The sequence below is a fragment of the Kitasatospora sp. MAP12-44 genome (assembly GCF_029892095.1).
Lineage (GTDB): Bacteria > Actinomycetota > Actinomycetes > Streptomycetales > Streptomycetaceae > Kitasatospora.
On the sequence record NZ_JARZAE010000004.1, the window covers coordinates 8,509,901 to 8,523,268 of the forward strand.

A 13,368-nucleotide genomic window follows, 5' to 3' on the forward strand; every position below is an offset into this window, starting at 1 on the left:
ACCGCACCCGGCTCTCCAGTGACTACTCCGTGAGTGCTGGGACGGACTTCCTTCCGTGGATGGTTGCGTGGCAACTTCCGCAGACCACGAGGGTTTTGCGGTGCCGTGCGGCCATGAGATCTGCCCACGGGGGCCGGTCTGGTCCTGGCTTTCCGAGGTCGGCGAGCTTGGCGACGTGGTGGACTTCCACCTCGTCGATGCGCCCGCACGCCTCGCATCGCCCGGCGAGGAGCCGGGTGACCAGCTCCTTGCGTTTGGTGTTGACCGGGGCCAGCCGACGGTCATTGATGACCGTCTTCTTGTCCCGTCGCAGCGGTATCCCGCCGAACCGTCCGACCAGTGGCTTCCTGCCGATGCGTTCGACGCGGGCCTCGAAGCACTTGCGCGGCCCGTGCGGTGTCTCGATGGTGGTCGCGTACTTGCGGGCCATCTTCGACACCGACGAGCGGTGCTTGTTCGCCAGCGTCATCAACATCGAGGTCTCCATGACCCATTGCAGCCGGGAGAGTCGGAAGACGTCGCCGGCCATCAGGTAGTACTGGACGATGCCGCGGTACTCCGACCCGTAGGTGCTGAGGATGACGTGATCGTCCTGGTTCAGCAGTTCGGGCCGACGCGCGGGTTTGCCGCGCTCCATGTACTGGGCTTGCTTGGCAGATACCACCGAACGAGGGACACGCAATCTGATGACCCCATTGACGGAACGCCGTCCGCCGGTGATCTTGCGGTCGTTGTGGTGCACGGTGATGTCGTAGCCGAGGAACCTCGCGGCCTGGGTGCGGCCATGAGTGATGAGCGTCTTTTCCGGCGACAATTCCAACCTGAGTTCATCACGCAGGAATTGCGCCAGACGCTCCTTGATTTCCTCGGCCTCTGCCTTTGGTCCGGCGAACCCGAGCAGGGTGTCGTCGGCATAACGCACATACCGCAGCCGCCGGTAGCCGGGATCATGAGTATCCATGCTGGGCATGCTGCGGAGTTGCTTGCGCAGTTCCCGCACTGTGGTGCGGTCACCACGCTTGCGAGCGCGTGCCATAGCCGCCCACACCCGATGAAAGGCGCGGTTCGACTGCCTGACTCCTCCCCGGGTGTATTCCGGGATCAGAACCTTCTCGACGTACTCGTCCATCTTGTGCAGGTAGATGTTGGACAGGATCGGTGAAACAACCCCGCCTTGCGGACTTCCACTGTGCGTGGCGTTCCAGACCCAGTCCTCCATGTATCCGGCCTTGAGCATGTTGTGCACCAGCCGTAGGAATCGGTTGTCGCGGATTCTTTCGCCCAGGATTCGGAGCATGACCGAATGGTCAAGCCGGTCGAAGCACTGGGCGATGTCGCCCTCGATAAGCCAGGCCGTACCCGTCCAGGTATGGACCACATCACTTAACGCGGTGTGGCAGCCCCGGCGGGGACGGAAACCGTGGGAGGAGTCGGAGAACGTCGGCTCGTAGTACGCCTCAAGAAGCAGACGGACCACTTCGCCGACGAGCTTGTCACTCCAGGGCGGCAAGCCGAGCGGACGCAGTTTCGTGCTGCCCCGCCCTTTGGGGATGTAGACCCTCCTGGCCGGGCTCCACCGGTAGCGCTCGTGGCGCAGCGCGTCGATGACGTGCTCGATCTTGCCCAGCGACATGCCGTCCACGGTCTCCCCGGTGACCCCGGGTGTCATCGCTCCCTTGTTGGAATAGAGACGCCCGTAGGCCAGCAGATACAACTGCGGGTTGAACATCTGTCGATATAGTTCATCGCACGGCAGGCCGCGCCTGCCGCGTTCACGGAGGACACCCAGCACCGTTTCGGCGCTCTGCATTGCGCATACCTCCCGATTTTTGGGTGTCCGATCACCTGGCCCCCTTCGCCCGTGCGGACGGCTTTCCCGTCCTCCTTGGCCGGTCGTGACTCCGGCGACTACTACGGGGCCTCCGTCGCCATAGGAAGATCTCCTCCCTTAGGCGATCCCATGTTCGTCCTTGTCGTACGTAACAGCGTGACGTAGGCGTTCCACTCATCCCCTTGAATGCCCTCGCTGGGCATCGCTCCGCGCTCTGGAGGTTGCGTCGGCCATGGCATCAAGCCGTCGCAGGGCGCGGCGCCGGTTTCAGGCATCTTTCCGGCGGATTCGACCTTCAATCTTCTGGGGATTGGAATTCAGGCAATCCAGCTTTCGCCATATCACGCGGGTCCCGCGACGCCCCGTCCCCAATGCCTGGGCCCGGTCGTCACTTTCCTGGCATGCTGCGGTCCCCTCACCGTTTCCGGATTAGGTAAGCCATTGGACCCAAGAACCTCCCTCCAAATTCTTCCCGACTGAATCGGGGATACGACAAGGCGCCTCATGGCGCACTGCCACCTGTCGCTGACCTGCACCGCCTCGGGGAGGGCCTGGCGGATCGCCTCACCGTAGGAGCCGGAACCGTCGCGGCAGACGTACTGGGCCCCGGGGTGCTGGCGCAGCCACGCGACCAGAGTCCGGGCGGTGCGGTCGGGCAGGACGTCGATCCGCTCTCCGGTCTCGGCGTCAATGATCACTGTTGCGTAGCGGTGCCGGCGCTTGAGGGCGAAGTCGTCGACCCCGATCACCCGTGGGATCCGCACGACCGGTGTCGGAATGCGGCGGAGAAGGCGCAGAGCGGTCGAGCGGGAGATCGCGCAAGCCAGCACACGCGAGAGGCGGGCGCCCGCCCGGCCCGCTAACTCCTTGACCATGGATCCGAGTTGGTCGGCCAGACGGTTGGTGCGACGCTGGTAGCGCTCCACGACGCCGGGAACCTGCTCGCGGAAGGTCTGCCGCGGGCAGCCGAGCACCGGACACGCCAGTCTCCGGAGCCGCACCGACGCCGCGACCCGCCGTCCGTCCACCGGCACGTCCGCGACCACCCGCCCGTGGAAGCCATGCACCCGCCCCGTCGGCTGCCCGCACACCGGGCACGGCACCGGATCGTCCCGAGTCCGCGCCGACACCCGGATGACCTCGCCCTCGTCCATCACGTCCTCAATGACCAGGGCCGACAGTCCCGAAAACACCACACCCACAAGCTCATTGACATCGCGCACACCATGCCAACGACGGTCGTCACCCTTCGTTACCACCGATTACGGGACAGAGCCGTTGGCTGGACAGACCCGACACCGGCGCATCGCCGAACACTTCGCCGCACTGGCCTTCGGCGACAGCGGCTTGTTCGCCGCGACGGGACGGGCGGCTGAGCCGACGGGCGGGGTCAGGGCGGAGTCAGGTCACCGTCAGGGGCGGGGCGGATAGTTGTGGGCACGGGGACGGACCGCAGCGCACAGGCGGTTGGTCCCGGGGAGAGGTGCCCGGAGTGGTTGATCGGGGGCCGGGACTCTGGTCCCGGTCGGGTGCAAGCCCACGCAGGTTCGAATCCTGCCTTCTCCGCCCAGGGCGTGGGCCGTACGGCTGTACAGCCGTACAGCCGTGGCGCGGCGATCCAATGATTCGCAGAGTGGAATCGGCAGTCCCCAGCAGAGATCAGCGCACCTCGCCCGGGAGCTGTGCGAAGCCGGACCGCCGGCGACGCTACGCCCAGAGCTGCTCGCCGAGGCTGCCGCCGGGGGCTGTGCCGGGGAGTACGTAGGCCACGGCCGAGGCCTGGTGCTGGAGGAAGGGGGTGAGGGCGTCGCGGGTGGCCAGGCGGTCCTGGACCCGGATGAACTGGGCGGGGTCGCGCATGAAGGCGCAGAACAGCAGGCCGCGGTCGGTCGGGCCGTCGTCGTAGCTGTAGCTGCGCCGGAGCATCCGGGTACCGCCGTCGAGGCGGGGGCTGGTGAGGCGGACGTGGGCGTTGGCGGGGATCACGTAGGAGCCGTCGGGGTTCTTGGCGTAGATGTCCGGGTCGTCGTGCTCGGCGGTGCCGGTGAGCGGGACGCCGTCGCTCTCGTGGCGGCCGATCGCCTGGTTGCGCTGGTCCGCGGGCAGGGCTGCGAAGCCGGCGACGTCCATCCGGATCCGGCGGTAGACCAGCACCGTGCCGTTCTGGTGCGCGCCGGGCGGGCCCCAGACGAACTGCTCGTCCTCCGCGGGGGCGGGGTTGGAGGTGCCGTCCTTGAAGCCGAACAGGTTGCGCGGGGTGGTCCCCGGGGTGGTCACGGGCAGGAAGCCGGACTGGCTCCAGCGCGGGGTGGCGCCGGTGGAGCGGGCGGCGGTGGCGGCGAGTTCGGCGACCACGGTCAGCGTCCACCGGTCGGCGGCGCACAACTGGAGCAGCAGGTCGCCGCCGCCGCGGGCCTGGTCCAACTGGTCGCCGGGGAAGGCCGGCAGCTCGGCGAGGCCGGCGGGGACGTCGAGGCCGAGCCGGGTGGCCAGGCCCGGGCCGACGCCGACCAGCGAGGTGAGCCGGGTGGTGCCGACGCCTTGCAGTCGTGCATCCGACGGGGTGTCGGAGGCCGCCGTGGCGAGGGTGCGGGTCAGCTCGTCGAGGACGGTGCGCAGGGTCTGCCGGTCGGCGGCGGCGGAGGTCTGCGGGAGGTCGAGGGCGAGCAGGTGGGTGGCCGGCTGCTGGGGCGCGCTCACCCCGGCCTGCCGGGGTCCGTGGAAGGGGATCGCGGCCTCGGCCGGCGGGGCGGCCGGGGCGCGCTCGTGACCGGCCGTCAGTTCCTTCCCGGCCAGGTCGTCGGCCGCCGCGCCGATTCCTGCGGCGAGCACCGCGCCGACACCGAGCAGGGCTCTCCGCCGCCCGAATCCGGCGCTGACCGGGCGGACGGGATCCTGCGCGATTTCCGGTTCGGTGGGCATGCGGCTATTGGAGACGATAGAACACCTGTCATGCAAATGCCGTCTGCTCAACCTGCATTGAGTCTTCAGATGATCCGACCGGCCGGGCCACGGGCGCTGGTGGTGCGCCTGTCGGCGCTGGTCGCGGCGGTGGCGCTCGCGGCCACCGGGTGCTCCTCCTCCGGTCCGTCGTCCGCCGACGCGAAGCACCCGGCCGGGACGGTGCTGCGGGTGCCGCAGGACTTCCACACGGTGCAACAGGCGGTGGACGTCGCCCGTTCGGGGGACACGGTGCTGATCGGCCCGGGTGTGTACCGGGAGAGCGTGCAGGTCACCAAGCCCGACCTGGTGCTGCGCGGCACGGACCGCAACGCGGTGGTCCTCGACGGCGGGGTGCGACTGGTCAACGGCATCACCGTGACCGGCGCGGGCTCGGCGGTGGAGAACCTCACCGTGCGCGACTACCTCGCCAACGGCGTGCTGTTCACCGGCGTCACCGACCAGAAGCTGCAGCAGCGCGGGGCCGGTGGCTCGGCGTACAACCCGCTGGACACCACCCGGTTCCCGGCCGTCCAGGGCTTCCGGGCGACCAGCGTGACCTCGTACGACAACGGCCTGTACGGCATCTACGCGTTCGACGCGCACGGCGGTGTGATCGAGGACTCCTACACCTCCGGGCAGGCCGATTCGGGCATCTACGTCGGCCAGTGCCGGCCCTGCGACACCCTGGTCCGCGGGAACACCATGGCGCAGAACGCGGTCGGCATCGAAGTCACCAACGCCTCCGAGGGCGTCTCGGTGCTGGGCAACCTGGTCACCGGCAACCGGGTCGGTGTCACCGTCAACTCCAACGACGAGGAGGCGCTCGCCCCGCAGCACGGCGCGGTGGTCGCGGGCAACGTGATCACCGACAACAACGCCGCCGACACGCCCGAGCAGGCGGACGGCGGCTTCGGGATCGGGATCGGCATCGGCGGCGGCACGGGGGACCGTGTGCAGCGCAACCTGGTCCAGGGCAACACGGCGGTCGGGGTGATCATCACCGACCCGCCGGGGCACCCGGCCAGCGGCGACCAGGTCACCGGCAACCGGGTCACCGGCAACGGCGAGGACTTGGTGCTGGCCGCCGCCGACCCCGGCAACTGCTTCAGCGGCAACCAGCCGGTCACCCAGAGCCCGCCCGGGCTGGAGGGCCTGGCGGGCTGCGGGGCGAGCGGGCGGGGCAGCCTGCCGAGCGGTCAGGCGGCCTCGGTGCAGGCGCCGCCGGGTGTTCCGTTCAGCCAGGTGCCGGCGCCGCCCGCGCAGCCGTCGATGCCCGATCCGACGACCGGGGCCAGCCCGACGACCGTGGCCGGCCCGACGACCGCGGTCGGCTCGGCGGCCGGAGTGCAGGGGACCGTTGATCCGGACGCGTACCCGCTGCCCACGGACGCCGGCGCGGTACCGGCGGCACATTGACGCTCCGTCAAATCTGCGGTATGTCAAGGTATTCGAGTCTCAGTTGGCGCCTGTGTCCCATGGTGCCTCCGGGAGCTTGGCGTCGGCGTCGTGCCCGGTGAACTCCAGGGTGGTCGGGGTGCCCAGGCCCGGCATCCGCATGGTGACCCGGAGCAGGCCGCCGTTGGCGTCCACCCAGTAGGTCAGCGGTGACTTTCCGCCGTCGGGGCCGGTGCCCGGGGTGGTGCCGGTGGCCCGCGGGCCGGAGATCTCGTCGTAGTCGCGGCCGTCGACCCGGTCGCGGCCCAGCCAGCGGGCGCCGGACTGGGCGAGCAGCAGCGGGTTGTCGGGCCGGTCCGCGCCGAGACCGATCAGCAGTTGGAGCCCGGCGTCCAGCGGATCGGTGGTGTAGGACCGCGGCGACCAGCCCGAGCGCGGGATGTGCTCGGCCTGCTGCCAGGCGGGGGTGCCGTCGAGCGCGGGGGCCAGGCCGAGGCCGTCGCTGTCCCAGACGATCAGGCCGTGGTCGAGTTGCGGGGCGGCGGTGGAGCCTGCCGCGCCGGACGAAGCGGTGGGCCCGGCCCCGATGGTCTGGTAGCTGCCGACGCCGTGGTGCGTCCGGTAGTCCACCACCCCGCTGACCCGTAGCACCACGCCGCCGCCCTCGGCGGCGGTCAGGGTCACCGCCACGGGGCTGGCCTGGTAGAGGTTCAGTCGCGACAGCGCCAGCCGGGAGGCCTCGTCCATCGTCACCGGCCGCTCGCCGCTGCCGCCGGACAAGCCCCGGTACGCGGCCACGCCGCCCACCGCGGCGCCGCACACGGCGAGCGCGACCAGGGCCCTGAGCCGGCGTGTCCGGCGCGGCGCGGGCCCGGGGGTCTTGGTCTTTCGAACCATGCGGTCGTCTTCTCTCATCGCTGTGGGTGTGGTGTGGTCGGGTCCCCGCCGACCGGTCACACGATCGATCGGTCACCCAGGCGGGCGGTCACGCAGTCGGGCGGGTTCGCCGGCCGGTGACCGGCGAACCCGCCCGATCCGGCCCCGGGTTCACCGGTGCCGGCCGCCCCTCGCGGGGCCTACGCGGGGCCTACCCCTGCTGTGCCGAGGCCCTGCGCCTGCGCGCCAGCACGAGCACCGTCGCGCCGACCGCGGTCAACGCGGCGCCACCGACCAGGGCCAGCGGAACCGCCTCGTCCATGCCGGTGAAGGCCAGGTGCGAGCCGGGCGGCGAGCCCGGGCCCGACGCGACCGGTGTCGGCGTCGCTGTCGGGGACGTGCCCGGCGACGGCGTGGGCGTCGGCGTCGGGGTGACGATCTTCTGGTTGACCGCCGTCACCGAGACCCCGGTGGTGAGGTTGTCGGCAGTCAGGACCAGCGGTCCGAAGACCGTCGAGTCCGGCGCGGCGTAGCCCGCGGGCGGGCTGACCTCCTGCCAGTAGTACGTCCCCACCGTGCCGCTGCCCTGGCAGATGCCGTCGGCCCCGGTGGTGCAGACGTCACCCACCTTGGTGTCCGGCTTCGACCCGCCGGTCTGCAGGCCGTCGATGCCGTTGCTCTCCTCCCACAGTTGGAACCTGGCTCCAGCCAGCGGGTTGCCGTCCTGGTCGTGCTTGACCACGCGCAGCACGCCCTCCTGCTGTCGGAAGCCGAAGTCGTAGGTGTGGTTGTTCTCCCCGGGCCCACCGGTGGTCAGCGCCTTCACGGGGTATGCCGTACCCGGCGGCACGGTCCCCTTGGAGTCGATGAAGTGGTTGGTCCCGACGTTCGCGTCGGTCGGCACCCACTCGTAGAGCGGACCGCCCTTGGCGTAGTCGGCCGGGTTGTCGAGCTTGATGGTGTAGTCGGTCTTCGGTTTGAGTCCGCCGGTGACGTCGGAGTCGTCGAAGTAGTACTCACCCCGCGCCGTCGTCTTCGTCGTGCCGAGCAACTTGCCGGTCCCGTCGTACAGGTGGATCGTCACTCCGGCCACCGGCAGTTGGCCCGGGTCCTGGATGCCGGTGCGCTGCGGGTCGTACCAGACGCGGTTGCCGATCTGCAACGGCGCCTGGTCGCAGAGCACTTCCAGGTCGCCCATCGAGGCGCCCTTGCCGAAAGCCGAGTTGACGCTCGCGGGGTTGAGCCGCAGGCCGTCCGGCGGGTGTTGCTTGCCGTCCCGCCCGACAAAGGCGGTGCCGGCACCGAAGGCCGTGCTGTTGGGGTCGTAGCTGGAGACCGCGATGCTGTCCTCCACCTTGGAGAGCGCCATCCCCGCGAACGCGGCGTTGTGGTGGGCCCCCAGCCGGCTGTTGTCGAAGAACCGGGTACCCCGGGGGGAGAGCCCGCAGCCGTCGTTGGTGTCCAACACGTACGTCCCGCCCGACAGGCAGGCCTTGTTGAGGTCTCCGCCCGACAGCACCAGCCCGGGGGTTCCCGGCGTGGGGCCGGCCGGTGCGCGGTCGGCGAACCGGTCGCGGAAGGCCAGCAGCATCGAGCCGTCGGTCTCGAAGCCGATCTCGCCCAACTCCGGTTCCGGCTGGGCCAGGTAGCTCGTGCAGGCCTGGCCGTTCTGCGAGGTCGGCCAGGTATTGGTCCAGGGCCACCACCCCGTGCCGCCGTCGCACGCGCCCGAACCGACCGTGGACTGCCGGGGGTAGTTCAGCGGTTGGTCCAGCACCGGCTTGCCGAAGGCCCCGGTGGCGAGGTCGAACGGCATGACCACCACGCGCATGTCGGAGGTCTTGCCGGTGGACTCGCCGGAGCAGACACCGCCGACGTAGCCGGCGCCGTCCTGCATGCCGAGGCCGAACGGCCGCCAGTCCCCGGCTGCCGGGCAGCCCGGGTCCGGGATGCTGAAGGCGGCCTTGGGCGCCGCAGCGGTCGCGGCGGTGGCGTCGTACTCGTAGAGCTTGCGGTCGTCGAGGTTGACGACGAACAGGGAGGAACCGTCGTCGGTGATCTTGATGCCGCCCAGGCTCTCCTTGCCGGGCACGGCGAGGAAGGCGTCATCGGTGCCCGGGCCGTGCACCGTTGTGCCCGCGTCCGGGACCACGGTGAAGAGCGAGGTCTTCTTCGCCGCGATGTCGGTCACGTAGATGCCGCCGGGTCCACCCGGACCGTAGTCCGTGGTGCGCTTGGCCACCGCCGAGGAGAAGACCCGCTTGTCGGCCTTGTTCCAGGCGATGCCGTACAGCGTCCCGGTGTCGGCGTTGGTGGCGATGTCGGTGACGTTGACACCGCCCACGCCGTCCTGGCCGCGCGTGTCGTAGGGGAAGGAGACCAGCGTGCGCTGGGATCCGCCCTCGCGCGTGGCGGGCTGACAGGTCGTCACCAGCGGCGCGTTCTTCTGGCAGTAGTCGCCAGGGCTCCACAGACCGGTGGTGTAGGACACGCTCTTCTTGCCGGAGAGGTCGACGAACTCCTCGTTGCTGCTCAGCTGGGTCGGTGCGCCGTCCAGGCCCTGCGGTGAGGCGAAGGCCGGGAACAGCACGCCCGGCTGCGGATTCACCACCTGCACGCGGTACTTGCCGCCGGTGGCCTTGGTCTGCGCCGGGGCCAGGGTGACCGTGCCGTCGGCCGCCGTGACCCCGTTGATGCTGGTGCCGGCGTCATCGCTGAGGGTCACCGTGACGCCGCCGATGCCCGGTTCCAGGCCGGGCGTCCAGGTGCCGCTGGTGTCCACGGCCCGGATCACCCGGACCGTCACCGTGCCGTCCCCGGCCTGCGGGTACGCCGACGGCGCCAACACCAACGAGCAACTGCCGAGCCCGAGTACGAGCGCCGCTAAGCCGCCCATCGCGCGCACAGCAGGCATGCTCGGCCGTAGCCGACCGGGCCCGCGTGCGCTGCGTGCTAGTTGTTCACGTGTCTCTGTCATCCCCTGCTCTCATCGTTCACACGGGGGCAACTGCCCCCATCAGGAGGTAGTACGTGACATGGCGGAGAACCGCCTTGCGGGCGAGCTTAAGGGGGATTTAGGCAAGATCTTGGTGGAATGGCGAATTTCGTCTGTGTGAACCTGTCGAACAATGAGCGGTTTTTACCTTGACCCGGGTCTGTCCGGTCTTCGGCTCCGCCCCGCAAACCCGCGGTGGCCGTAAGCCCGTTCATGGCGTACCGCTGGCCGGGTCAGCAGCGCGACGGAAGCCGGGGTTCCCGCGCCAGGCCGATGCGGTGGCCCACGGCGCCGATGTGCCGGACGAGCAGGTCGCGGGCGGCCGCCCGGTCGGCGTCGGCCAAGGCCCGGGCCAGTGCGGTGTGTTCCTCGATGTCCGCCGCAACGTGTGCGGGACGGGCGGTGGAGGCGGCGCTGACCCGGATCTGCTGGTCCCAGAGTGCGGCGTGGGACGCGGCCAGCACGCTGTTGCCGCCGGCCCGCATCAGACGCGCGTGGAAGTCACGTGCGGTCTCCAGGATCGGGCCCGTGGGCGACGCGGCTCCCTCGGTCGCCTCGCGCGCCGCCAGGGCGAGCAGGTCCTCGCCAACGGCGCGCACGGCCTCGTCGGGCTCGGTCGAAAGGGAGTCGAGGGCGAACAGTTCCATCAGCAGTCGGGCTTGGAGTACGGCCATGGCCTCGCCGGGGGTGACCGGGGTGACCATCGCGCCGCGCTTGGGGTAGAGCCGGAGGAAGCCCTGGGCCTCCAGGCGCAGGAACGCTTCACGCACCGGGGTCCGGGAGATGCCCAGTTCGGCTGCCACGGTCCCCTCGGACAGCAGTTCGCCGCCCGGGTAGGCACCACTCAGGAGGAGATCGCGCAGATGGGCGTAGGCGAGGTCAGCGGCAGGCTGTGGCTTGGACACGGGACCAGTCTGGCCCGTTCGGGTGGATTCGGCATCCAAGCTTGCATCTATGCTTGTATGCATGCTTGCATGAGCGCGACCGAGGTCGAGAGCACCCACCGAAAGGCTCCCCGTGCGCACAGCACTCTTCGTGACCTGCCTGAATGACGGGCTGTTCCCGCGTTCGGGGCAGGCCACCGTCAGGCTGCTGCGCCGGCTCGGGGTCGAGGTCGAGTTCCCCCCGGCGCAGAGCTGCTGCGGGCAGATGCACTGGAACACCGGCTACCGAGCCGAAACCGCCCGCCTGGCCGCACACTTCGTGAAGGTGTTCGGCGAGTACGACGCCATCGTCGTCCCGTCGGCCTCCTGCGGCGCAATGCCCGCCGAAGCCTATGAGCGTGCGGCTGAGACCGTCGGCGATGCGGGCTTGGCCCGCGCTGTGCGCGAGCTCGCGCCCCGGGTCCACGAACTGACGGGCTTCTTGACCGATGTGCTCGCCGTCGAGGACGTCGGCGCCTACTTCCCGCACCGCGTCACCTACCACCCCACCTGCCACAGCTTGCGCGCCGCCCCGGTCGGCGACCGGCCGTACCGGCTGCTGCGGGCCGTGGCCGGGATCGAGTTCATCGAACTTCCCGCGCAAGAGGAGTGCTGCGGGTTCGGCGGGACCTTCTCGGTGAAGAATCCGGCCGTGTCCGGAGCGATGAACGCCGACAAGGCCCGCCACGTCCTGGAGACCGGCGCGAGCGTGCTCGCCGCCGTCGACAACTCCTGCCTGATGAACATCGGAGGCCGCCTCGCCAAGGACGGGCAGACCGTTCGGACCATGCACCTGGCCGAGATCCTTGCCCGCACCCGGGCCGACGGCCCGGTCTCCGACCTGCCCCACGTCGCCGACCTGCCCCACTCGACGGACTCGACGCACTCGACGCGGGAGCTGACCCGATGAGCCGCACCTTCGTAGGCTGGCCCGCCTTCCCGCAGGCCGCCGCCATCGCCACGCGTGACGCTCAACTGCGCGCCAACGTCGCGCGCGCCACCGGGACCATCCGCGCCAAGCGAGCCAAGCTCGTTGCGGAGCGCCCCGATTGGGAAGAGCTGCGCGACTCCGCTGCCGCGCTCAAGGACGATGTCCTCGCCCACCTCGACACCTACCTGCTCCAGGTCGAGGAACAGGTCACCGCCGCCGGCGGCACCGTCCACTGGGCGCGCGACGCCGCCGAGGCCAATCGGATCGTCACCGACTTGGTGCGTGCCACCGGCGAGCGGGAGATCGTCAAGGTCAAGTCCATGCTCACGGAGGAGATCGGCCTCGACAACGCCCTGGCGGCCGCCGGGATCGACGCCCGGGAGACGGACCTCGCGGCCGCGATCGTGCAGCTCGGCGACGACCTGCCCTCGCATGTCGTGGTCCCCGCGCTGCACCGCAACCGTGCTGAGATCCGCGACATCTTCGTGCGCGAGATGGGCCGCCACGGCCGCCCTGCTCCCGAAGGGCTCAGCGACGACCCGCAGCAGCTGGCCGAGGCCGCCCGCTTGCACATGCGGGAGAAGTTCCTCAAGGCCAAGGTTGCCGTCAGCGGTGCCAATTTCCTCGTGGCCGAGACCGGCACGGCAGTCGTGGTCGAGTCCGAGGGAAACGGACGCATGTGCCTGACCCTGGCCGACACCCTCATCACCCTCGTGGGCCTGGAGAAGGTTGTCCCGACCTGGCGCGACCTGGAGGTCTTCCTGCAACTGCTGGCTCGCAACGCCACCGGTGAGCGGATGTCGCCGTACACCACCACCTGGACCGGAACCACCCCCGGCGACGGCCCGCAGACGTTCCACCTGGTCCTGGTCGACAACGGCCGCACCCGCGCTCTCGCTGACGAGGTCGGACGCCAGGCCCTGCGCTGCATCCGCTGCGGCGCCTGCATGAACATCTGCCCCGTCTACGAACGCACCGGCGGGCAGAGCTACGGCTCGGTCTATCCGGGCCCGATCGGAGCGATTCTCAACCCGCTGCTCAAGGGCCTCGACGATCCGCAGACCGCCTCCCTGCCCTACGCGTCGTCGCTCTGCGGCGCCTGCAACGACGTCTGCCCCGTGCGGATCCGCTTCACGGACGTCCTGCTGGAGCTGCGACACCAGGTCGCAGAGGGCGAAGCGAAGGTCAAGCACCCCGGTGAGAAGGCCGCCCTGCGCGCCGTCGGCGCAGTGATGGAGCACCCCGCCGCCTGGAACGCGGCCATTCGGGCCGCGGGCAAGGCCGGCCCGCTGATTCCGAAGAAGAAACTGCCGGGACCGCTCTCCGGCTGGACCGACAGCCGGATCGTCCCCGGCGTTCCCAAGGAATCGTTCCGCGCCTGGTGGGAGCGCACCGACGGCGGCACCGATGGAGGCACCGAGTGAGCAGCGCCCGCGATGAAATTCTGGCCCGTGTACGCGCGGCAACCGCTACC

The 13,368-nt window shown here is 70.0% G+C and carries 8 protein-coding genes, 1 tRNA gene and 1 pseudogene; 4 read left to right on the top strand and 6 right to left on the bottom strand.

All coding sequences use genetic code 11. The features are described 5' to 3' along the window. Nucleotides 1–22 precede the first annotated feature (22 nt). The gene (locus tag P3T34_RS38245) at nucleotides 23–1,810 is read right to left on the bottom strand and encodes a reverse transcriptase/maturase family protein (RefSeq protein WP_280664059.1); all 1,788 of its coding nucleotides are present in this window, start codon (nucleotides 1,808–1,810) and stop codon (nucleotides 23–25) included. Between the two features lie 536 nt (nucleotides 1,811–2,346). After that, nucleotides 2,347–3,024 (bottom strand): annotated as a pseudogene (locus tag P3T34_RS38250) (ISL3 family transposase); the annotation flags it as partial. 284 nt (nucleotides 3,025–3,308) lie between these two features. On the opposite strand from P3T34_RS38250, the gene P3T34_RS38255 reads away from it, so the two are divergent. Next, nucleotides 3,309–3,397, top strand: a tRNA-Gln gene (locus P3T34_RS38255). Between the two features lie 141 nt (nucleotides 3,398–3,538). Here P3T34_RS38255 and P3T34_RS38260 read toward each other — a convergent pair. Beyond that, nucleotides 3,539–4,753: a Dyp-type peroxidase gene (locus tag P3T34_RS38260; protein WP_280671223.1), complete on the bottom strand. Its 1,215-nt coding sequence runs from the start codon at nucleotides 4,751–4,753 to the stop codon at nucleotides 3,539–3,541. A gap of 69 nt (nucleotides 4,754–4,822) precedes the next feature. Between P3T34_RS38260 and P3T34_RS38265 the strand changes: the two genes are divergently transcribed. Next, the gene (locus P3T34_RS38265; RefSeq protein ID WP_280671225.1) at nucleotides 4,823–6,190 is read left to right on the top strand and encodes a right-handed parallel beta-helix repeat-containing protein; all 1,368 of its coding nucleotides are present in this window, start codon (nucleotides 4,823–4,825) and stop codon (nucleotides 6,188–6,190) included. A gap of 39 nt (nucleotides 6,191–6,229) precedes the next feature. Here the strand turns inward: P3T34_RS38265 and P3T34_RS38270 are convergent, their stop codons facing one another. The 3 genes from P3T34_RS38270 to P3T34_RS38280 all read right to left on the bottom strand — a co-directional run bounded on the left by P3T34_RS38270 (nucleotide 6,230) and on the right by P3T34_RS38280 (nucleotide 10,945). Next, on the bottom strand, nucleotides 6,230–7,066 hold the full coding sequence (locus P3T34_RS38270) for a hypothetical protein (RefSeq protein WP_280671227.1): 837 nt from the start codon (nucleotides 7,064–7,066) through the stop codon (nucleotides 6,230–6,232). Nucleotides 7,067–7,256: 190 nt separating this feature from the next. Beyond that, nucleotides 7,257–9,959 carry an SdrD B-like domain-containing protein gene (locus tag P3T34_RS38275; protein WP_280671230.1) on the bottom strand — a complete coding sequence of 901 codons (2,703 nt, stop codon included), beginning with the start codon at nucleotides 9,957–9,959 and terminating at the stop codon, nucleotides 7,257–7,259. Between the two features lie 314 nt (nucleotides 9,960–10,273). Further along, on the bottom strand, nucleotides 10,274–10,945 hold the full coding sequence (locus P3T34_RS38280; RefSeq protein WP_280671232.1) for a GntR family transcriptional regulator: 672 nt from the start codon (nucleotides 10,943–10,945) through the stop codon (nucleotides 10,274–10,276). Nucleotides 10,946–11,057: 112 nt separating this feature from the next. Here P3T34_RS38280 and P3T34_RS38285 point away from each other — a divergent pair, with 112 nt between their 5' ends. Together P3T34_RS38285 and P3T34_RS38290 are read left to right on the top strand one after the other, a co-directional pair. Beyond that, nucleotides 11,058–11,873: a (Fe-S)-binding protein gene (locus tag P3T34_RS38285; RefSeq protein WP_280671235.1), complete on the top strand. Its 816-nt coding sequence runs from the start codon at nucleotides 11,058–11,060 to the stop codon at nucleotides 11,871–11,873. After that, nucleotides 11,870–13,318, top strand: coding sequence for a LutB/LldF family L-lactate oxidation iron-sulfur protein (locus P3T34_RS38290; RefSeq protein ID WP_280671236.1), 1,449 nt, complete (start codon nucleotides 11,870–11,872; stop codon nucleotides 13,316–13,318). Before P3T34_RS38285 ends, P3T34_RS38290 begins: the two co-directional genes overlap by 4 nt. The last annotated feature ends 50 nt before the right edge of the window (nucleotides 13,319–13,368 follow it).

Excerpts from the sequence above, each read along its gene's own strand:
- P3T34_RS38275 (WP_280671230.1), bottom strand. The coding sequence starts at position 9,959 with ATGCCTGCTGTGCGCGCGATGGGCGGCTTAGCGGCGCTCGTACTCGGG.
- P3T34_RS38270 (WP_280671227.1), bottom strand. The coding sequence starts at position 7,066 with ATGGTTCGAAAGACCAAGACCCCCGGGCCCGCGCCGCGCCGGACACGC.
- P3T34_RS38290 (WP_280671236.1), top strand. The coding sequence starts at position 11,870 with ATGAGCCGCACCTTCGTAGGCTGGCCCGCCTTCCCGCAGGCCGCCGCC.
- P3T34_RS38265 (WP_280671225.1), top strand. The coding sequence starts at position 4,823 with ATGATCCGACCGGCCGGGCCACGGGCGCTGGTGGTGCGCCTGTCGGCG.
- P3T34_RS38245 (WP_280664059.1), bottom strand. The coding sequence starts at position 1,810 with ATGCAGAGCGCCGAAACGGTGCTGGGTGTCCTCCGTGAACGCGGCAGG.
- P3T34_RS38260 (WP_280671223.1), bottom strand. The coding sequence starts at position 4,753 with ATGCCCACCGAACCGGAAATCGCGCAGGATCCCGTCCGCCCGGTCAGC.